This is a genomic window from Robbsia andropogonis (assembly GCF_000970345.1).
Lineage (GTDB): Bacteria > Pseudomonadota > Gammaproteobacteria > Burkholderiales > Burkholderiaceae > Robbsia > Robbsia andropogonis.
Genome location: NZ_LAQU01000017.1, coordinates 63,347 through 83,434, shown reverse-complemented (window position 1 = coordinate 83,434; position 20,088 = coordinate 63,347). Strand labels below are relative to the sequence as shown.

The following is a 20,088-nucleotide window of genomic DNA, read 5'->3' as shown; positions in this document are numbered from 1 at the left end:
ATGGACAAAAAAAACGTAGTGGCCGCGCCGGGATAGCGCGCCCACGCCTCGTTGCGGTGCATCGGGCACGCTTCATGCATTATGGGTTCTATCCGCCCGGCGTGTTGCCGGACGGCACGTGTGCGCCGCACTCGGGCGTGGCACGAATGCGGCAGGCGCGCGGCATCCGTCGGGCAACACAACGCAGAACTGGCAACAACAACCTGCAGTACCTCACGTGCACACACGTGGCGGCGACGTATCGCCGCTGCAATGGTCTATCTGGAGATATGTAATGAGCAAAACCGTGGCCGACGTCATCAAGCTCGTCAAGGACGAGGACGTCAAGTTTGTCGATTTCCGCTTCACCGACACGAAAGGCAAGGAACAGCACGTGTCGGTGCCGGTGTCGGCATTCGACGAAGACAAGTTCGAGAGCGGCCACGCTTTCGACGGTTCCTCGATCGCCGGCTGGAAAGGTATCGAGGCGTCGGACATGTTGTTGATCCCCGACGCATCGACTGCCTTCATCGACCCGTTCTATGAAGAGTCGACACTGGTGTTGTCGTGCGACGTCATCGAGCCGTCGGATGGCAAGGGCTATGAGCGCGATCCGCGCTCGCTGGCAAAGCGCGCGGAAGCCTACCTGAAGAGCTCGGGCCTGGGCGATACGGCGTACTTCGGTCCGGAGCCGGAATTCTTCATTTTCGACTCGGTCCGCTGGAATGTCGATATGCAGGGCTCGTTCGTGTCCATCGGTTCGGAAGAAGCGCCGTGGTCGTCGAAGGCCAAGATCGAAGGCGGCAACACCGGCCATCGTCCAGGCGTCAAGGGCGGGTACTTCCCGGTGGCGCCGGTCGACACGTTCCAGGACATGCGCTCGGAAATGTGCTTGCTGCTGGAAGCCGCTGGCGTGCCGGTCGAAGTGCATCACCATGAAGTGGCGGGTCAAGGTCAAAACGAATTGGGCACGAAGTTCTCGACGCTGGTGCAACGCGCGGACTGGACGATGCTGACGAAGTACATCGTACACAACGTCGCGCACACATACGGCAAGACGGCAACGTTCATGCCGAAGCCGGTCGTCGGCGACAACGGCTCGGGCATGCACGTGCACCAATCGATCTGGAAGGATGGCAAGAACCTGTTCGCAGGCGACGGTTATGCAGGCCTGTCCGAATTCGCGCTGTTCTACATCGGCGGCATCATCAAGCATGCCCGTGCGCTGAATGCCATCACGAACCCGACGACGAATTCGTACAAGCGTCTGGTTCCGGGCTTCGAAGCGCCGGTGAAGCTGGCGTACTCGGCACGTAACCGCTCGGCATCGATCCGTATTCCGCACGTCTCGAATCCGAAGGGTCGCCGTATCGAAACGCGCTTCCCGGACCCGATGGCGAATCCGTACCTGGCATTCTCCGCGCTGATGATGGCCGGTCTGGACGGCGTGCAGAACAAGATCCATCCGGGCGAGGCTGCCGACAAGAACCTGTACGATCTGCCGCCGGAAGAAGATGCGAAGATCCCGACCGTGTGCGCGAGCCTGGACCAGGCACTCGAGGCTCTCGACAAGGACCGCGAGTTCCTGACCCGTGGCGGTGTCTTTACGGACGGCATGATTGACGCGTATATCGGCTTGAAGATGGATGAAGTCACGCGTTTCCGCATGACGACCCATCCGGTCGAATTCGACATGTACTACTCGCTCTGATCGAAGGTCGGGCACGGGGGCGCGGTTTTCTAGGCCTGCCACCGCCCTTCCGTCCGAGATCCGGTACCGCGAGGCGCCGGGGTCCGATGTCAGTTGAATCGGCATCCGACCCACGGGCGCCACGCAACGAAAAAGGGGACGGTGGTGTGCCGTCCCCTTTTTCGTTGCGCGATGGCGCGTGCGTGCCACTGATACCACCCGGAAACCAAGGCTTCGATTCTCCGATGGTACTGAAGACTCTTATGCGAGGACGCAAGTCCCAGACTGAAACGGCGGCGACGTCCGTCGCCCCTGCCAATGCCAGTGGCGTTGCTGCGCCGCAGGCCTTGTGCGATGCTGGATTGTTGCCAGGCCTGGAGGCGTTGCCGTCGGTCGTGCTGGTCCTTGAGCGCAGTAGCTGGCGCATCGTTTTCGCCAATCTCGCTGCGGAAGCATTGCTTGAATTGTCTCGCCGGCAATTGACGCAGATGGCCTGGGGGGATCTGTTCACAAGCGACCTCGGTCCGCTTGAATCGATCACCGCATTGAGTCAGGATTATTTCCAGGCAACGCATCTGGACGCCGTGATCGAGCGGCATGGTCACGAGCCATTGCGCGTGTTGGCCGTGCTGGGCGTATTGGAATCGGTCCCCGATTACTTGCTGGTGGAAGTTTTCGAGAACGAACAGAAGTTGCGCAATGACCGAGAGGAACGCATCGCGGACCTCTCCGCCGCCAACAAGCAGTTGATCCGCAACCTGGCGCACGAGATCAAGAATCCGTTGGGCGGCATACGGGGCGCCGCGCAGTTGCTCGAATTCGAACTGAATGGCAATGCGCGTGAACTGAAGGAATACACGCAGGTCATCATCAAGGAGTCGGATCGGCTGCAGACCTTGGTGGATCGTTTGCTGGAGCCGCATCGACATCCGCATATCGTTCGCGACGTAAATATTCACGAAGTCTTCGAGCGCGTGCGGGCGGTCATTCTCGCCGAATTCCCCCGCGGCTTGACGATCGAACGGGACTTCGACGTGTCGGTGCCGGATCTGCGCGGTGACATGGAACAATTGATCCAGGCCGTATTGAATATCGTACGGAACGCGGCCGAAGCGTTGCGTGTGCAGATTACGGAGGGCACGGCGGTGATTGAATTCCGGACGCGAATCGCGCGGCGGGTGGTCATCGCGAAGCGCCAGTGCAAACTGGCATTGGATTTGCGTATCACCGATAACGGGCCGGGCATTCCTGACGAGATCCGGGATCGCATTTTCTACCCACTCGTATCAGGTCGCGAAGATGGTAGTGGTCTTGGATTGACGCTGGCACAAACCTTTGTTCAGCAGCACGACGGGTTGATCGAGTGCGAAAGCCGGCCCGGCAAGACCGAATTCCAGATCCTGTTGCCATTGAACTACTGAAGATTATGAAACCGATCTGGATAGTAGACGACGATCAATCGATCCGATGGGTTCTCGAGAAAGCCCTCGCGCGGGAGAACTTCGCCACGCGTAGCTTCAGCAATGTGCGCGATGCGATGATCGCGCTGGAGACCGATCGTCCCCAGGTCCTCGTGTCCGATATCCGGATGCCGGGTGGCTCGGGATTGGACCTGTTGCAACGGGTGCGCGAGCGGGTACCGGGTTTGCCGGTCATCATCATGACCGCTTTCTCCGACCTCGATAGCGCCGTGGCGGCGTTTCAAGGCGGTGCGTTCGAGTACCTGGCGAAACCGTTCGATATCGACCGCGCCGTGGAATTGATCCGGCGCGCCGTGGAGGAAAGTCAGCGTGGTGAACATCACGACGACGAACGGCCGACAGAAGCGCCAGAAATGCTGGGCCAGGCCAGCGCGATGCAGGACATGTTCCGGGCAATCGGGCGTCTGTCCAATTCAAGTGCGACGGTTTTGATCACGGGCGAATCCGGGACCGGCAAGGAACTGGTCGCCCGCGCCTTGCATCGCCATAGTCCGCGCGCAAATGGTCCTTTCATCGCCTTGAACACCGCGGCCATTCCCAAGGACCTGCTGGAATCCGAACTCTTCGGCCATGAGCGTGGCGCTTTCACCGGCGCGCAGGCAATGCGGCAGGGGCGCTTCGAGCAAGCGGAAAACGGCACGCTGTTTCTCGACGAAATCGGCGATATGCCGTTCGATTTGCAGACCCGCTTGCTGCGGGTGTTATCCGACGGACAGTTCTACCGGGTTGGCGGACACAACCCGCTTCGGGCGAATGTACGGGTGATCGCGGCAACGCACCAGAACCTGGAGACGCGTGTACGCCAGGGCATGTTCCGGGAGGACTTGTACCATCGACTCAACGTGATTCGCCTGCGGCTGCCGCCCTTGCGGGAGCGGAGCGATGACATCCCGTTGCTGACAAAACATTTCCTGCTGAAAAGCGCCCGTGACCTCGGGGTCGAACCAAAGCGCGTCACCGACGATGCGCTGGGGTATCTGTCGACGTTGCCTTTCCCGGGCAATGTCCGGCAATTGGAAAACCTGTGCAATTGGTTGACGGTGATGGCGCCGGCGCAGACGATCGAGGTCAAGGACCTGCCTGCCGAAATGCGTTCCAGCGGTACGCAGGGTACGGTAAGCGCGAGCCTGGGCGAGGGCGGGAATGCCCTGAGCAGCGGCTCGGGCGCGCCCGTCTTGCCGGCTGAGCCCGGTAGTGATGCGGGCGCGTTCGACAGTCTGTCGCCTAACGTCGGCAGCGGCCTGGCACCGGCTAGCGCGAGCACGGCAAGCGACGGCGGAGTGATGACCGGTGGTGGGGTGGGTGATCGCGCGGAGAGTTGGGAGAGCAGCCTGCGCAGCGAGGTTGCACGGCTGTTGCGCAGCAGCGCACCCGATGTGATGGATCAGATGACACGCCGTTTCGAAGCCGCCGTGATCAAGGAGGCATTGGATTTCACTCGTGGCCGAAAGGTCGAAGCGGCCGAGCGGCTGGGCATCGGTCGTAATACGATTACCCGTAAAATCCAGGAACTGGATCTGGAGGCATAAGGCCTTGCACTTGCCAGAGGGTCTGATGGGTATCAGATGGCGATTGTTGCTATAACGGGCGTGTGGTCGGAAGGCTGTTCCAAGGCACGGGGAGTCTTATCGATTTCACATCCGGTGCATGCCTTGGCCAGCGGCTCGCTCAACAGCACATGATCAATTCGCAAGCCGGCGTTGCGTCGGAATGCAAACATTCGATAATCCCACCAGCTAAATAATTTTCCTTCCTGTTGGAACAGGCGGAAGCTGTCGACCAGGCCCATCCCCAGCAATCGCGCGAATGCGGCCCGTTCTTCGGGTGACACGAGATTCTGCCCTTGCCATTTCGCCGGATCGTGCACATCACGGTCCTCCGGTGCGATATTGAAATCACCGGTCAATGCCAGCCGTGGGTGGCGCACCAGTTCCTGTTCGAGCCATGTCTCGAGCGCCGCGAGCCATTGCAGCTTGTAGGCAAACTTTTCGGTGCCGAGGGCCTGGCCATTCGGAAAATACGCTGAAATCACGCGTACGCCTGACACTGTCACGGCGATCAGCCGTTGTTGATGATCATCGAAACCAGGAATATTCCGGATCAGATCGACTTCATCGATTTCCAGTCCCTCGCGCACAAGGATCGCCACGCCGTTGTACGTCTTTTGACCAATGAAAAAGCTGCGATAGCCAGCCGCGGCAATCTCGGCGACGGGGAATTTATCGTCGGTCAGCTTCAGTTCCTGCAGGCACAAGGCATCAACCGGATTGGCTGCCAGCCAATCTAAAACATGCGTCAGACGGACTTTGAGCGAGTTGACGTTCCAGGTAGCTATTTTCACCGATGTTTCTATCTAAATAATATCGTTGCGGACACCTTACGCCGAGCCTCAAGGCGTCGCGAAAACCCTTGCCGCGACCAGGCAGCCGGAAAGGCCCATGTCACGGGTCGTCCGTGACAGATTTCCGGCATTTTACGCGCTATTGCCCTGTCGTACCGTTTGTGATGCATGACCGATCACGGCAAACACGCGAGACGGCAATAAAACGTCGTGCGGTAAATCGACGGCCAGGCACTACGGCACATGGGCTTGCCCTGGCCCCTCCTTGAAAACGCTATGGAACAGGTTTTGCTTAATAGTTGAAAGGTTACATCGCCCGGAGACGTGGTTTTTGATTGCGTTGTCACCTGTTCGCTGTTCTTCGGGCACATCGCCTGCAACCCGCATGCTATTCGGGGAATTCGATTTTGGTCACAGCAGACGCTCCTTCTTCAGACGCCGCATTACCGCAGAATGATCAAGGCGAAAGTTTCTTTCGTCCTGGTCAAAATTGCTGGCGAGTGGAGCACGCGCGTCGCTTCCGCATGCTGATTGACGGCGAGGAATATTTTACGGCGTTGCGCGAAGCTATCTGCAATGCCCGGCAGACCGTTTTCATTTTGGGGTGGGACCTCGACAGCCGGATGAAGCTGGTGCCGGGTGGCGCACACGATGGTTTTCCGGATCAGCTCGCCGATTTCTTGCACGCCATCGTGGCCGCGCGGCCGCACCTGCGAGTCTACGTGCTGAGCTGGGATTTCGCGATGCTGTACGCGTTCGAGCGTGAATGGTTGCCTGTGTTCAAGATGGGGTGGCGGGCGCATCGCCGCTTCGCCTTCTTGCAAGATGGGCGACATCCGCTGGGCGGCTCGCACCATCAGAAAATCGCGCTGATCGATGACCGCGTCGCGTTCGTAGGTGGCCTGGACCTGACACGATCGCGTTGGGACACACAGGCACATGCGGCGAACGAACCGCGACGCCGCGATCCGAACGGGGACCCGTACGGCCCGTTTCACGATGTGCAGGTCATGTTCGACGGCGCCGCGGCGGCAGCCATTGGCGATCTGGTGCGCGAGCGCTGGCTTCGCGCAAACGGCCGGCGCGTCGCGGTACTGAGCGCCCAGATGCGTAACGCCGCGCACGATCCCTGGCCGGTATCGGTGACGCCTGACGTGGAGGACGTGTCACTGGCGATCTGCCGGACCGAGCCGGAGTACGCCGGGCGCCAGCCCGTGCAGGAAATCCGTCAGATGTATCTTGATGCCATCCATCGCGCGAAGCGATACGTGCTATGCGAAAACCAATATTTCACATCGGGCATCATCGGTGAAGCGTTGCGTGATCGCTTGCAGGAGAAGGACGGTCCGGAAGTGGTCATCGTTTCCCGTCGGGTGGAGGGTGGCTGGCTGCAGGAAGCAACGATGGGCGTGCTGCGTGCCCGTCTGCACCGAGACCTGCGGGCAACTGCCGACGAGCACCGCTACCGGATGTTCTGTCCTCACGTGCCGGGCCTCGGGGAAGGGTGCGTGAATGTGCATAGCAAGGTGATGTTCGTCGATGACGACTTCCTGTTCGTCGGTTCCGCGAATCTGAACAACCGATCGATGGTGCTGGATACCGAATGCAATATCGCGCTCGATGGCGCGACAAGGCATCCCGTTCCAACGCATGCCACCACCACGGCGGGCGGTGAGGCAGTGCGCACCGCCGGTGTCCAAGGCAGTTCACCGTCTCATACGCTGATGGAAGGCTCGGACCATCGCGTGCGCGATGCGATTGCGGCAATGCGTAACCGCTTGCTTGCCGAGCATCTGGGACAGGAGCCGATGCGCGTAGGCGAGGAGATAGCGCGAACCGGCTCCATTCTCCAGGCCATTGATCGTCTCGGAGGAGGGGAGCGCTCATTGGTGCGTCACGATCCCGTGGTCACGCCGGACCTCGACAATTTGGTGCCGGGGGAGGCGATCATCGATCCTGAAACGCCCATTGCGCCCGAGGCACTGGTAGCGCAGTTTGTCCCCGAGGAGAAGCGTCGACGGCTGTCCGGGCGCTATGCGCGTCTTGGTTTGCTCGCATTGCTGCTGGCGATCCTGGCGGTGCTATGGCAATGGACACCATTGCGGCACTACATGAATATCGGGATGTTGACGCAGGTGACGCAGATGCTGGCGCGCATGCCATTCAGTCCGCTGGTGATCCTGGCGGCCTATGTCATCGGGGGGCTTGTGTCCGTGCCCATCACCTTGATGATTGCCGCCACGGGTCTGGTGTTCGGTGCCGTCGAGGGGGGCGCATATGCATTCGTCGGGACCGCGGCGAGTGCGACCGTCACCTATATGCTGGGGCGCCGGTTAGGCCGGGAAACGGTCCGGCGTCTGGCGGGTCCACGCATCAATGGACTTTCCGAGCGATTGGCGGAACGGGGGCTTGTGGCGATGGTGATCTTGCGCATCCTACCTGTTGCGCCATTCACCGTGGTGAATGTGATAGCCGGCGCGTCACAGATCAGCCTGCGAGACTACTTGTTGGGAACCTTGATCGGCATGGGGCCCGGCATCATCGTAACAGTCTCATTTGCCCATCAATTGGTGCAGACATTACGTCACCCGACCGCCGGTTCGTTCGCGGCGCTATTGGCCATTGGCGTTACCCTTGTCGGATTGTCGATTGCGTTGCAGCGATTTTTCCGTAAGCGGGAAGCGAATCGAAACCAGCAGCGGAGGCAACAGGGCAAGGACGTTACGGATGCTGTCGCTGCTCCGCGGCGCGGTCCACTGTCCACGCGCACGGCAAAACCTTCGGCTTCATCCACCTCCTGATCGCCGTCATCGGCATCGTTTTTTTTGGGAAATACATCATCGATCGTGGAGAAAAGCTGTTGGCCGATCTGGATGTCACGCTCGACGCCAACGTCCTGTTGCAGGGCGACGCGCAGGAACGTGCGCACGCGCGCGTGGAACATGCCGTGCCCTGGCCATTGCGCATCGCGTCGTACAACATTCACGGCGCGGTAGGCAGGGACGGTGAACGCCGCCCCGATCGCATCGCCGGCGTGCTCGCGGAGATCGACGCGGACGTCATCGCATTGCAGGAGGTACCGCTCGGTGGGGACCTGATGCCGGATGTGCTGAGCCATCTCGTGCGGATGACGGGTTTCCACCATGCGGAAGGCGTGACGATCGATACTCCGGAACGCCGTTACGGCAATGCGGTGTTGAGCCGCTATCCAATCATCACCAGCCGGACAATCGACCTATCGTTCGGCGCGCGGGAGCCGCGTGGCGCGCTGGATGCCGACATCGATTGCCATGGTCATCGCATTCGCTTCATTGCCACGCACCTGGGGCTTCGCGCGGCGGAGCGACGCGCGCAAGTCCGGGCCTTGCTCAAGACGTTCGATACGCGGGACATGCCCGTGATCCTCACGGGTGACTTGAACGAATGGTTCCTGTGGGGAAGGACATTACGCTGGTTGACGACGCATTTTCAGCGTACGCACGCGCCGCGAACGTTCCCATCACGATTCCCTGTCTTTGCGCTCGACCGGGTCTGGGTGCGTCCGCGAGAGCGCTTGGTGCGTGTTGCCGTGCATCGCACGGCGCTTGCCCGCCAGGCGTCCGATCATTTGCCGCTGGTCGCGCAGATCGATCGGTGACGTGGATTCGGGCAGGTCGTTCAGTTGACGCGCTTGGCCGCGGTTCGTTTCGCGCGCGGCGGCGCGTCCGGCCGCGTGGTCAGCACGAGCTTGCCGTGCACGGTTCCTGCCTGCAACCGTTGATGCGCATCGCCAGCCTGCATGAAGCCATAAGTGTCCTCGACGATAACGCGGACCTGACCGCGCTCGATCAACTGTGCGATATCGCGCAATTGCGCGGCGCTGGGGTGTGCCACGAAGTGACGCGCGCGGACACGGCGCAGCGCGGCCTCGTATTCGCACGGCTCCATGACTGTCGATATCAATGCACCGCCATCGCGTAGCACGTCCCATGCGCGATGCTGTATCTCGGAGCCTATCAGATCGAACACCACATCGACGCCGGCCGGCGAGGTTTGTTGCGGTAGGGCGAAGGAGGTACCCGCCGTACGATGCGCAAGTGCGGCGAGGACGGCGGGTTCGAAGGTTTCGTGTGACATGTCGATGGAGACATCCGCTCCCATTGACCGGGCAAAATCGGCGCCTTCCTCCGTTTGTTCGAGCGCAATCACATAGGCGCCATGGGCACGCGCGAACTGCACTGCAAAGTGACCCACGCCGCCTGCCGCGCCCAGGATCAGGACGCTCTGACCCGCCTGCAGCCGGCCCTGATCAAATAAACCCTGCCATGCGGTCAACGCCGCGACCGGGACGGCAGCGGCTTCCGTCGCCCCGAGTTGCGCGGGCCGGATGCACGCTTCGCCAGGCTTGACGACAACATGCTCGGCATAGGCGCCGCGGTCGATGCCCAACATCCCAAAGACACGGTCACCAACATGCAGCCCGGTGCCCTCGCCGCTGACGCATTCAACGACCCCTGCGAAGTCACGCCCCAATGCATAAGGCAGTTGGCCGGCATCAACGAGGACCGAGCGTCCTTCGCGGATTTTGAAATCCAGGGGGTTGACGCCTGCCGCCTCGACGCGAACCAGTGATTCACCCGCGCGCAGCGACGGCAACGCAATGGTATCGATGCGCAACGTTTCCGGGCCACCGAAGGCGTGGATGCGCACCGAGCGCGTGTTCCCTTCAAGGACGGTTTCGGTGCGAATACTTCCGGCGGTAGGCGTGATAGCGCCACCGTTTTTGCCGGGCCGCGTGACACGTGGCCCGGCATGCATGTCGCCGCTCGCGATACCCGCTCGTTTGGCGGTCTGTTTGATGTTTGTCCGCGGTGTGGACGAGGGAGAGGCCGATCCGGTCGATGATGGCGTCATGATGCGCTCCGCAAGGCTGCGCCGCTGGCACGGCGCCTCAAGCGTCACGTGCAAGACACGTGCCTAATACCGGGTTTTCCGCGCACATTCAGCAAGACTTCCGCCAGTGGCGCGATGCCACGGGTGGATGCTCCGGAAGGCGACGCCGCACAAACGTTTGGACGTTGCGCTCGCAATACCGAAATGCACCCCGGGAATCGTTCGCGGTTGCAATTGTTACGTGCTGTAACGGTAACCTTCCGCGTATGGTCCTCTCCGATTCCGTGGCGCCTCCTTCCGCGACATCGCTGTATCGTGCAACGTCAGAGCGATTTTTGCTTCGAGGAGGCGTTCAGCGCGGGACTGGCGGCCGCGTGGCCGTATCAGTCGACGCGGTGCTTGCCGTCGGCGAGACGGGGCAGTTTCCACGGATTGGCGGCTTGCAGCGCAGCCGGTAACAGCGCATCCGGCAACGACTGATACGACACGGGACGCAGGAAGCGTTCGATGGCCGCGGTGCCGACCGATGTCGAACGGCCGTCGGATGTGGACGGGAAGGGGCCGCCGTGGACCATGGCATCTGATACCTCGACGCCGGTCGGCCAGCCGTTGGCGAGAATACGTCCAACCTTGCGTTCCAATGCGGGCAGCAGGCTGCGCGCGATGTCGTGGTCGCCTTCGTCCATTTGCAGCGTTGCGGTGAGTTGACCTTCCAGGCGTTCCGTCAACGCATGCAGTTCCGCGAGATCCTTGCACTCGACCAGCAGGGATGCCGGGCCGAATACTTCTTCCGCCAATGCTTCGTCACCCAGCAATTCGGCGGCTGTCGTGCGGAACAATTGCGGCTGGGCACGGCAGCCGCTTCCTGCCTGGCCTTGCGCCACGGCGCGTGCGTCCTTGCGCGACTGCAATCGCGAGACGCTATTTTGATACGCGGACTGAATACCTTGCGTCAGCATCACGCCGGCCGGTTTCGCCGCCAGCGCTTCTGCGGCAGCGCTGACAAATGCCTCGAAATCCTGACCTGCCAAAGCCAGCACAACGCCCGGATTCGTGCAGAACTGGCCGGTGCCAAGGACGAGCGAATCAACGAACCCCCGGGCCAGTTTCTGGCCACGCGCAGCCAGCGCGGCGGGCAACAGGTAAACCGGATTGATGCTGCTCATTTCGGCGTACACGGGAATGGGGACCGGGCGTTCCTGCGCGATTTTCATCAGTGCGAGACCTCCGCGGCGTGAGCCGGTGAAGCCCACGGCTGCCACTGCCGGATGCGCCACCAGCGCGGACCCGACTTCAAAGCCGCTGTCGAACAACATCGAGAAGACGCCCTCGGGCAAGCCCGCACCTTTGACGGCTGCCTGAATCGCCTGGCCCACCAGTTCGGAGGTGCCTGGGTGCGCCGGATGTGCCTTGACGATCACCGGGGCACCCGCAGCGAGCGCGGAGGCCGTGTCACCACCGGCGACAGAGAAAGCAAGAGGGAAATTGCTGGCGCCGAAGACGGCAACCGGCCCGATCGGAATACGGCGCAGTCGCAGATCCGGGCGCGGCAACGGCTGACGATCCGGCAGGGCGACGTCGATACGAGCATCGATCCAATCACCCCGGCGCAGCAATTGGGCGAACATTTTCAACTGGCCCACGGTCCGGGCACGCTCGCCTTGCAACCGCACGGTGGGCAGGCCGCTCTCCGCGGTAGCCCGTTCGATCAGTGCGTCGCCGAGCTTTACGATCTCGTCGCCGATGCGCTCTAGAAATGCCGCCCGCACTTCGGGTGACGTCTCGCGGTAGATATCAAGCGCCGCACTTGCCAATGCCGCGGCACGATCGACATCGGCCGCCGTGTTGGAAGCGAATGCCGGTTCCATCGTTTCGCCGGTCGTCGGGTTGAACGCCTTGAAAGATGCGCCGGTGCCACGCTGGGCATTTGCGCCAATCAGTGCTTCGCCTTTGATCGTCATGTCATCTCCTGTTAGTGTTCGAATGGCATTCCGTTGATGAAAAAGCGGACGTCAAGATGTGATGTCAGACAATTACGTCTTCGTTAATCGGATGATAAAAGATTGCCACCGGCTACCAGCAAGGGCCACGGCTACATACCCGTATCGTCCGAGGGATGCATGGACTAGCATCGGACAATGTGGTTCGCCGTACCGGACACGATCGCGGAAGGCCAATGCCCGTCACGTCAGGTCGCAACGTTGCCTTTCATGCCGCCCGCCATTTATCGAACCAATTTGTTAACGTCCCCTATATCCCGCACATGCTCGCATGAAATGGCCGAGAAACCAAGGCTGCTGGCCCAGATTATGGTGGTAAATGACATGGCATGGTAGCGATACCATGGGAATTGACGCCGCTGCCAGCGATAGTTATCCGGCCGTATAGGGGAAACCCTGGGCGTGCGAGGTATATGAAACGAAAGACGCGTCGAGTGGAACGTGGCCCGGTAACGCCGGATACAGCCAGCGAGGCAGCCGTCATGCGTGGGCTTGGCCTGGCATGAGGAATGATGTCGTACAACGTGATCGAGAGTGGGATGTTAGCGTGTCCGAAACACGACGAAACGACTTGCGTACCTTCGCCGTTTCGTGCGCTTCCGTGTCAGGCGCCGTATTGTTGCCGGCGACTTGCAAGCTTGTCGTCGTGTTGCCTTGCGTGTTGTTTGCGCGGTGCCGTACGCGGTGCCGCGCCGGGCTACCGCGGAAATTTTCCCCGCGGCGCGGACGATCCGGCTTAAGCGGCCGCGGTGGGGATACCGCCAGAGACCGTGCTGAAACCGCTATCGACGTGGGTAATTTCGCCAGTCACACCTGCTGCCAGATCAGACAGCAGGAAGGCGGCAACGTTGCCGACTTGTTCGGTTGTCACATTGCGGCGCAACGGTGCATTTTTCTCGACAAATTCGAGAATGCCGCCGAATCCCTTGATGCCGCTGGCAGCCAGCGTCTTGATCGGGCCGGCCGAAATGCCGTTTACACGAATGCCGCGCGGACCCAACGACGATGCCAGATAGCGCACACTGGCTTCCAGCGATGCCTTGGCGAGCCCCATCGTATTGTAGTTCGGTACGACTCGCTCGGCCCCCAGGTAGGTAAGCGTCAACAGTGCGCCATTCTCGCGCAGCATCGGGCTAGCCGCGCGCGCCAACGCACCGAAGCTATAAGCGGAGATGTCGTGCGCGATGCGGAAGTTCTCGCGCGTGAAGCCGTCCAGAAAATCGCCTGCGATCGCCTCACGGGGCGCGAAGCCGATCGAATGCACGATGCCGTCGAATTCTGGCCAGTGTGGCTTCAACGAGGTAAACAGCGCATCGATCTGTTCGTCTTCGGCGACATCGCAGGGGAAGACCAGTTCGCTGTCGAACTCCTTCGCGAACTCCGTGATGCGATCCTTGAAGCGGTCGCCTACATAGGTGAAGGCAAGTTCGGCGCCTTCGCGGTGCGCGGCTTGCGCGATGCCGTAGGCGATCGACCGGTTCGACAGGAGCCCGGTCAGCAGGATGCGTTTGCCGGCGAGAAAGCCCATGAGATCTCCGTATTGCGTAACTGTTGCATGTCAAAAAAAGTACCGATGTTCATCTGCCCGCGTGCGGCAGCGTCTGGCACGGCTGGCGCAATTCTCTCATACTGTGGCCGCACGTCCCTAACGGTGCTTGCGCATCGATTGGCCGATGCAGGCAATCGCGACGATGGCGTATGCGGCGGATGTGTTGACGCGGTGAGAGGGAATGCCGGCGCAAATATTTTTAAGGTGGGATACGGCAATATGGCGTGGAGCAGTGGAACCTTCCTGGAGACCTGGCTGTCAATTGTGTCCCAAGGATGTCGGCGGTTTTCGTGGGGATTGCGCCGATGGACGCGGGGCTTTCCAGTCGTCGTCGCATTCGCGACATGGGCAATAGCGGCCACGAGCCATGCAGCCCCGGCCATCGCGCAATACGGTGAGCCGCGGTACGCGCCCGGCTTCACGCATTTCGCCTATGTGAACGCGGATGCGCCCAAAGGCGGCACGCTGACGTTGTCGAATTCCTCCCGGATCACGCATTTCGATACCTTTAATCCGTTCACGCTGCGAGGTAATATCGCGCCGGGCATCGGCTTGTTGTTCGATACCTTGACCGTGGGCGCGAGCGATGAGGCATCCAGTGCGTACGGTCTGCTGGCGGATGACATCGAGATTGCGCCGGATCGTCGTTCGGTGCGTTTCCATCTGAACCCGGCCGCGCGATTCTCAAACGGTGATCCGGTGCGCGCCACCGACGTCAAGTATTCGTTCGATACCTTGATGAGCAAGGCGGCGGCGCCGAATTACCGGACCATCTGGCAGGCCGTTACCCATGCCACGGTCATTGATCCGCAAACGATCGAATTCACGTTTTCGGAAACCAATCCGGAATTGCCGCTGCTGATTGGCTCCCTTCCGGTATTTTCGCCCAAGTGGGGTGAGCGTCCGGGGGGCGGGCGGATTCCCTTCGATCAATTGGCTTTTCAGCAACCGATTGGCAGCGGCCCCTACGTGATCGACCGCTACAGCGGCGGTACGCTGATCGTATTGAAGCGCAATCCGCGCTACTGGGCCGCCAACCTGCCGGAACGGCGCGGCATGTATAACTTCGATCGCATTGTCTACAAGCTGTATGGCGATAGCACGGCGAGGCTGGAGGCATTCAAGGCCGGTGAGTACGATGTCAGTGTCGAATACCGGGCGCGAAACTGGGTGCGGGACTATGTCGGTCAACGCTTCCGCGATGGCGAGATCAAGAAGACGATCTTCACCCATGGTAATAACGCGGGTATGCAAGGCTTTTTTTTGAATACGCGACGCACGCTCTTTAAAGATCAGCGAGTGCGCAAGGCGCTGGATCTGGCCTTGGATTTTCAATACCTGAACCGGCAGCTGTTCTACAACCAGTACAAGCGCAGCGACAGTTTCTTCACAAACAGTGAATTGGCCGCGCATGGCATGCCCGACGCGGCGGAACGCGCGTTGTTGGAGCCTTTGGCGCGGCGCTATCCAAATGATTTCGACCCGGCCGTTCTCGGCCCCATGGTGCTGCAGCCGGATACGTCACCGCCACATTCATTGCGACAGAACCTGCTGGAAGCGCGCCAATTGCTGGCGGAGGCAGGGTGGACCTACAGCGACGGGGCCCTGCGCAACAAGTCGGGGCAGCCGTTCGAGTTTGAAATCCTCGATGACTCCGGAAGCGCCTTTGGGGCGGTGGTGGCATCTTATACGCGTAATCTTGAAAAACTCGGCATCACCGCGCATTTCCGTTCAACGGATTTTGCGCTGTATCAGGAACGGTTGCAGCGTTTCGATTTCGATGTGACCACGCTCGCCATGCCGGCCGGACAGAGCCCTGGAAGCGAATTGCGTGACGAGTTCGGCAGTGCCGCCGCATCGGTCAACGGTTCGAGTAATATGGCCGGCATCCACTCGCCTGTGGTGGATGCGTTGATTCAAGATGTATTGGCCGCGCGTTCACGACCCGATCTAATCGATGCGACGCGTGCGCTAGATCGCGTATTGATGCATGGCTATTACGTGATCCCGCAGTGGTATGCCGATGGACATCGTGTCGCCTATCGGACCACGCTCGCGTTTCCCTCCACGTTGCCGCTGTATTATGCTGCGGAGGACTGGATTGTCGCCACCTGGTGGCATCGATGAAGCCGGGCTGGTCGGTCACGCGCTTTAGAGGTGGATGTTGATGGTCTGGAACTATATTTTTAGACGGCTGTTGCTGATGATTCCCACGCTGCTGGGTGTCGTTACGATCACGTTCGTCGTGATCCAGTTCGTCCCGGGTGGTCCGGTCGAGCAAATGATGTTCCGGCTGCACGGCATCGGGCATGGTGAAGCCTCCGGTGGCGCGGCGGCGACGGCGGGTGGTGTGAGCGGGTACAACGCCAATCGCGGCATCAATCCGCAGCAGGTCGCGGAGTTAAAGGCCTTGTATGGCTTCGACAAGCCGCCGGTGGCACGTTACGTCACCATGCTCGGACGTTTCGCGCGTTTCGATCTCGGTCAGAGCTACTACTATCATCAAAGCGTCGCATCATTGATCGTGTCGCGCTTGCCGGTGTCGATCAGCATTGGCTTCTGGACTTTTCTGATCAGTTATTTGATCTCGATTCCACTCGGCATAGCAAAAGCGGTACGGGACGGATCGCGTTTCGACACGGTCACCAGCTTGATCGTCCTGATCGGTTATGCGATCCCGGGTTTCGTCCTGGGCGTGCTGTTACTCGTGCTGTTCGGGGGCGGGACGTTCTTGCAATGGTTCCCCTTGCGCGGCTTGTACTCCGACGATTGGGCCCAGCTTAGCCTGGGCGGCAAGATCGTCGATTACGCTTGGCATATCGCGATGCCGATCATTGCATCGGTGGCAGGCAGTTTCGCGGTGTTGACCATTCTGACCAAGAATGCGTTTGTCGAGGAGCTGGGCAAGCAATACGTGCTGACCGCGCGGGCGAAAGGATTGCCGCGGCGTCGCGTGTTGTTCAAGCACGTTTTCCGCAACGCGATGCTGCCATTGGTCACAGGCTTTCCCGCCGCCTTCATCGGTGCCTTCTTCACCGGCAGTTTGTTGATCGAGACCTTGTTCTCCCTCGATGGTCTTGGATTGCTGTCATACAACGCGGTGATACAACGCGATTATCCAGTGGTGCTCGGCACGCTGTATCTGTTTACCTTGATTGGCCTGGCGACAAAACTGATTTCCGACCTTTGTTATATGTGGGTAGACCCGCGAATCCGTTTTGACACGGTGGGGCGCTGATGACCGTAACGGCAGAGAACAACGTGACGGGACGAGGCCCGGAGAAGGATGTCACCAAGCCAGGTGACCCCACGACCGACGGCCCTACCGGCGATGGCGGCAAACCGGCGGGGCCGGGCGTCAATGACGTGGCCGCGCCAGGGCGGCACGGACTATGGCAACGTTTCAAGCGGCAACGGCTTGGCTATTGGAGCCTGATGCTCTTCGTGACGTTGTTCGCGATCAGCCTGTGCGGCAACCTGTTGTCGAACGATCGTCCCTTGGTGGTGCGTTACCAGGGACACTGGTATTTCCCGATGTTCCAAACCTATGCCGAGACCACGTTCGGCGGTGATTTTCCAACGCCTGCCGATTACCTCGACCCCTATATTCGCGACAAGCTTCAAGCCCAAGGCAACCTGGTCGTCTTCGCGCCGAATCATTACACGGCCAATGCGCTGAACTACTTCTCGAAGCAGCCCGATCCCGCGCCACCGTCGCGCGACAACTGGCTGGGGACCGATGATCGGGGGCGCGATGTGTTCGCCCGGCTGTTGTTCGGCTTCCGTGTGTCTGTCATTTTTGGCCTCGTGTTAACGGTGATCGGCGCGATACTGGGTATTGCCGCTGGTGCCATTCAGGGCTATTTCGGCGGTCGCACCGATTTAATCGGTCAGCGCTTGATCGAGATATGGGGATCGATGCCTGAGCTGTACCTGCTGATTATTTTTGCCTCGATCTTCGCGCCGTCGCTAGGGCTGCTGATCGTGTTGTTATCCGCATTCGGCTGGATGGGAATGTCGGACTATGTCCGTGCCGAATTTTTACGTAATCGCGCGCAGGACTATGTCCGCGCGGCGCGCGCCATGGGCTTGTCGCATTTCCAGATCGTCTGGCGCCATCTGCTGCCGAACAGCTTGACGCCCGTCATCACGTTGCTGCCCTTTCAGATCAGCGGCGCAATCCTGTCATTGACCAGTCTCGATTTCCTTGGTCTTGGCGTGCCGTCGACGGTACCGAGCCTGGGCGAGTTGCTGGCCCAGGGTAAAGCGAATCTCGATGCATGGTGGATTTCGGCGTCGACATTCGGCGTCCTGGCGCTGACATTGCTACTGTTGACCTTTATTGGGGATGGTTTGCGTCGCGCGTTGGATACGCGCCGCGCCGACGTCATGCGTGCGGGAGGCCAGGTATGAGCATGCCGCCGGATGCCCGCGCCAATATGTCGAGCTTGGCCCCACGGCCGGACCCGTTGTTGTCGGTCCGCGATCTCCGGGTGGCCTTCGGTGACGGTGCGACCGCCGCCGTCGATGGCATCTCGTTCGATATCATGGAGGGCGAGCGGTTTGCGTTGGTCGGTGAGTCAGGCTCGGGCAAAAGCGTCACGGCCCTGGCGATTCTGCGTTTGTTGCGGGATGCCCGCATCGACGGCGAAATCGATTTTGCCGGTCGTGATTTAGCTGGACTGAGCGAGCGGGCGATGCGCGGTGTGCGGGGCGCCGACGTCGCCATGGTGTTCCAGGAGCCCATGACGGCCCTTAATGCGCTCTTTACGGTAGGCGATCAGATCGGCGAGACGCTACGTCTTCACGAGCACTGCGATGGTCCGGAAGCCATGCGTCGGACGGTGGCTTTGCTGGCGCGTTGCGGCATCGCCGATCCAACGCGAAAAGCAGGGCATTATCCGCATCAATTATCCGGTGGTGAGCGGCAGCGCGCCGTGATCGCGATGGCGCTCGCGTGCCGCCCACGGCTGCTCATCGCGGACGAACCGACCACTGCGCTCGACATGACACTGCGCACGCAGATCATCGACCTGCTGTTGGATCTGCAACGCGAGGCCGCCGGAGCAGCCGTGGAAGACGGCTTGCCGCCCTCGGGCTTGCCGGCATCACGACGGCCCATGGCGGTGTTGCTGATCACGCACGACCTGCCGCTGGTACGCCGCTTTGCACAGCGCGTGGCCGTGATGTCGCAAGGTCATATTGTCGAGCAGGGCCCCGTCGACCGGGTCTTCAACGCGCCCTCGCATGCCTATACCCGTCGCTTGCTCGACAGCGCGCCACGCCGTCTGGTGCAGTCCATACCGGAGGAGGCGGCCACGATTCTGCGCGGTGATGCACTGTCTGTCGCCTTCCTGGAATCCCGGCGCTTGCCGGTCTGGCTTGGCGGCCGGCGCGCGTTGGCGCATCGGGTGGTACGTGATGTGTCATTGACGGTGCGTGAAGGGGAAACGCTAGGGATCGTCGGGGAATCGGGATCGGGGAAATCGACCCTGGCGATGGCCTTGCTCGGTCTGCAACGGCTGTCGAGCGGTCAGGTCTGGTTCGATGGCGCGCCGTTCTCCGGACCGCAATCGCCGCGGGGCGCGGCGGCGCGGGCCGTGCGAGCGCAGTTTCAAGTCGTGTTCCAGGATCCGTACAGCGCGTTGTCCCCGCGTCAAACGGTGGCGCAGATCATTGAAGAGGGATTGGCGCTGCACCTGCCGCAGTGGGATGCGGCGAAGCGCCGGGCACGTGCCATGGAGGCGTTGCGAGAGGTGGGTATGGATGCCTCGGCGCTCCATCGCTATCCGCATGCCTTCTCGGGTGGCCAGCGTCAACGCATCGCGATTGCGCGGGCGCTGGTATTGGCGCCACGGTTGCTGGTGTTGGACGAACCGACCAGTGCACTTGATGTATCCGTGCAACGTCAGGTCCTCGATCTCCTTGCAGCGTTGCAGCGACGACACCGTATTGCTTACCTGTTCATCAGTCACGACCTGGACGTGATTGCCGCGATGTCACATCGTATCGCGGTCATGCGGCAGGGTGAAATCGTTGAGGTCGGAGACGCGGAAGCGCTGCTTCGCACGCCCTCCCATCCCTATGCCCGGCAACTTTTACTGGGGGTGCGAAGCCCCGAAGTGACACGAAAAGAGGCACTTTTCGAATCTGACACACGTTCGTAACATATTATT

The 20,088-nt window shown here is 60.7% G+C and carries 13 protein-coding genes; 9 read left to right on the top strand and 4 right to left on the bottom strand.

Annotated elements, in window-relative coordinates; all coding sequences use genetic code 11:
- Window positions 1-274: 274 nt before the first annotated feature.
- The 3 genes from glnA (at window position 275) to ntrC (ending at window position 4,679) form a co-directional block, all read left to right on the top strand.
- A complete protein-coding gene (glnA, locus tag WM40_RS16285; RefSeq protein WP_024901274.1) occupies window positions 275-1,690 on the top strand; it encodes a type I glutamate--ammonia ligase in 1,416 nt (471 codons plus the stop codon).
- 224 nt (window positions 1,691-1,914) lie between these two features.
- A complete protein-coding gene (glnL, locus tag WM40_RS16280) occupies window positions 1,915-3,090 on the top strand; it encodes a nitrogen regulation protein NR(II) (RefSeq protein WP_024901273.1) in 1,176 nt (391 codons plus the stop codon).
- Between the two features lie 5 nt (window positions 3,091-3,095).
- On the top strand, window positions 3,096-4,679 hold the full coding sequence (gene ntrC / locus WM40_RS16275) for a nitrogen regulation protein NR(I) (RefSeq protein WP_046153378.1): 1,584 nt from the start codon (window positions 3,096-3,098) through the stop codon (window positions 4,677-4,679).
- Window positions 4,680-4,711: 32 nt separating this feature from the next.
- Here ntrC and xth read toward each other — a convergent pair whose 3' ends face one another.
- The gene (gene xth, locus WM40_RS16270) at window positions 4,712-5,491 is read right to left on the bottom strand and encodes an exodeoxyribonuclease III (protein WP_046153377.1); all 780 of its coding nucleotides are present in this window, start codon (window positions 5,489-5,491) and stop codon (window positions 4,712-4,714) included.
- Window positions 5,492-6,015: 524 nt separating this feature from the next.
- Between xth and WM40_RS16265 the strand changes: the two genes are divergently transcribed.
- Both WM40_RS16265 and WM40_RS16260 read left to right on the top strand, forming a co-directional pair.
- Window positions 6,016-8,292: a VTT domain-containing protein gene (locus WM40_RS16265; RefSeq protein WP_082102852.1), complete on the top strand. Its 2,277-nt coding sequence runs from the start codon at window positions 6,016-6,018 to the stop codon at window positions 8,290-8,292.
- A 95-nt stretch (window positions 8,293-8,387) separates the two neighbouring features.
- Complete coding sequence (locus tag WM40_RS16260) at window positions 8,388-9,128, top strand: endonuclease/exonuclease/phosphatase family protein (protein WP_081764694.1); 741 nt, start codon at window positions 8,388-8,390, stop codon at window positions 9,126-9,128.
- 20 nt (window positions 9,129-9,148) lie between these two features.
- Here WM40_RS16260 and WM40_RS16255 read toward each other — a convergent pair whose 3' ends face one another.
- From WM40_RS16255 to fabI, 3 genes are all read right to left on the bottom strand, one after another.
- Window positions 9,149-10,384 carry an NADP-dependent oxidoreductase gene (locus tag WM40_RS16255; protein ID WP_236693554.1) on the bottom strand — a complete coding sequence of 412 codons (1,236 nt, stop codon included), beginning with the start codon at window positions 10,382-10,384 and terminating at the stop codon, window positions 9,149-9,151.
- A 362-nt stretch (window positions 10,385-10,746) separates the two neighbouring features.
- Complete coding sequence (locus tag WM40_RS16250; protein WP_046153376.1) at window positions 10,747-12,324, bottom strand: aldehyde dehydrogenase (NADP(+)); 1,578 nt, start codon at window positions 12,322-12,324, stop codon at window positions 10,747-10,749.
- A 775-nt stretch (window positions 12,325-13,099) separates the two neighbouring features.
- The gene (fabI, locus tag WM40_RS16240; RefSeq protein WP_046153374.1) at window positions 13,100-13,891 is read right to left on the bottom strand and encodes an enoyl-ACP reductase FabI; all 792 of its coding nucleotides are present in this window, start codon (window positions 13,889-13,891) and stop codon (window positions 13,100-13,102) included.
- Between the two features lie 27 nt (window positions 13,892-13,918).
- On the opposite strand from fabI, the gene WM40_RS16235 reads away from it, so the two are divergent.
- From WM40_RS16235 to WM40_RS16220, 4 genes are read left to right on the top strand one after another with little or no spacing between them, the layout of a single operon-like run.
- Window positions 13,919-16,039 carry an extracellular solute-binding protein gene (locus tag WM40_RS16235; protein WP_236693553.1) on the top strand — a complete coding sequence of 707 codons (2,121 nt, stop codon included), beginning with the start codon at window positions 13,919-13,921 and terminating at the stop codon, window positions 16,037-16,039.
- Between the two features lie 40 nt (window positions 16,040-16,079).
- Window positions 16,080-17,150, top strand: a complete 1,071-nt coding sequence (locus WM40_RS16230; protein WP_024901264.1) for a microcin C ABC transporter permease YejB — start codon at window positions 16,080-16,082, stop codon at window positions 17,148-17,150.
- Entirely contained in the window at window positions 17,150-18,325 is a 1,176-nt protein-coding gene (locus WM40_RS16225) for an ABC transporter permease (RefSeq protein WP_082102850.1), read from the top strand. The genes WM40_RS16230 and WM40_RS16225 overlap by 1 nt, the downstream gene beginning before the upstream one ends.
- Window positions 18,322-20,079, top strand: coding sequence for an ABC transporter ATP-binding protein (locus tag WM40_RS16220; RefSeq protein ID WP_024901262.1), 1,758 nt, complete (start codon window positions 18,322-18,324; stop codon window positions 20,077-20,079). Before WM40_RS16225 ends, WM40_RS16220 begins: the two co-directional genes overlap by 4 nt.
- Window positions 20,080-20,088 lie beyond the last annotated feature (9 nt).

What these genes read in the sequence shown, in the direction of transcription:
- glnA (WP_024901274.1), top strand. Translation starts at nt 275, where the DNA reads ATGAGCAAAACCGTGGCCGACGTCATCAAGCTCGTCAAGGACGAGGAC.
- glnL (WP_024901273.1), top strand. Translation starts at nt 1,915, where the DNA reads ATGGTACTGAAGACTCTTATGCGAGGACGCAAGTCCCAGACTGAAACG.
- ntrC (WP_046153378.1), top strand. Translation starts at nt 3,096, where the DNA reads ATGAAACCGATCTGGATAGTAGACGACGATCAATCGATCCGATGGGTT.
- WM40_RS16265 (WP_082102852.1), top strand. Translation starts at nt 6,016, where the DNA reads ATGCTGATTGACGGCGAGGAATATTTTACGGCGTTGCGCGAAGCTATC.
- WM40_RS16255 (WP_236693554.1), bottom strand. Translation starts at nt 10,384, where the DNA reads ATGACGCCATCATCGACCGGATCGGCCTCTCCCTCGTCCACACCGCGG.
- WM40_RS16250 (WP_046153376.1), bottom strand. Translation starts at nt 12,324, where the DNA reads ATGACGATCAAAGGCGAAGCACTGATTGGCGCAAATGCCCAGCGTGGC.
- fabI (WP_046153374.1), bottom strand. Translation starts at nt 13,891, where the DNA reads ATGGGCTTTCTCGCCGGCAAACGCATCCTGCTGACCGGGCTCCTGTCG.
- WM40_RS16235 (WP_236693553.1), top strand. Translation starts at nt 13,919, where the DNA reads ATGTCAAAAAAAGTACCGATGTTCATCTGCCCGCGTGCGGCAGCGTCT.
- WM40_RS16230 (WP_024901264.1), top strand. Translation starts at nt 16,080, where the DNA reads ATGGTCTGGAACTATATTTTTAGACGGCTGTTGCTGATGATTCCCACG.
- WM40_RS16225 (WP_082102850.1), top strand. Translation starts at nt 17,150, where the DNA reads ATGACCGTAACGGCAGAGAACAACGTGACGGGACGAGGCCCGGAGAAG.
- WM40_RS16220 (WP_024901262.1), top strand. Translation starts at nt 18,322, where the DNA reads ATGAGCATGCCGCCGGATGCCCGCGCCAATATGTCGAGCTTGGCCCCA.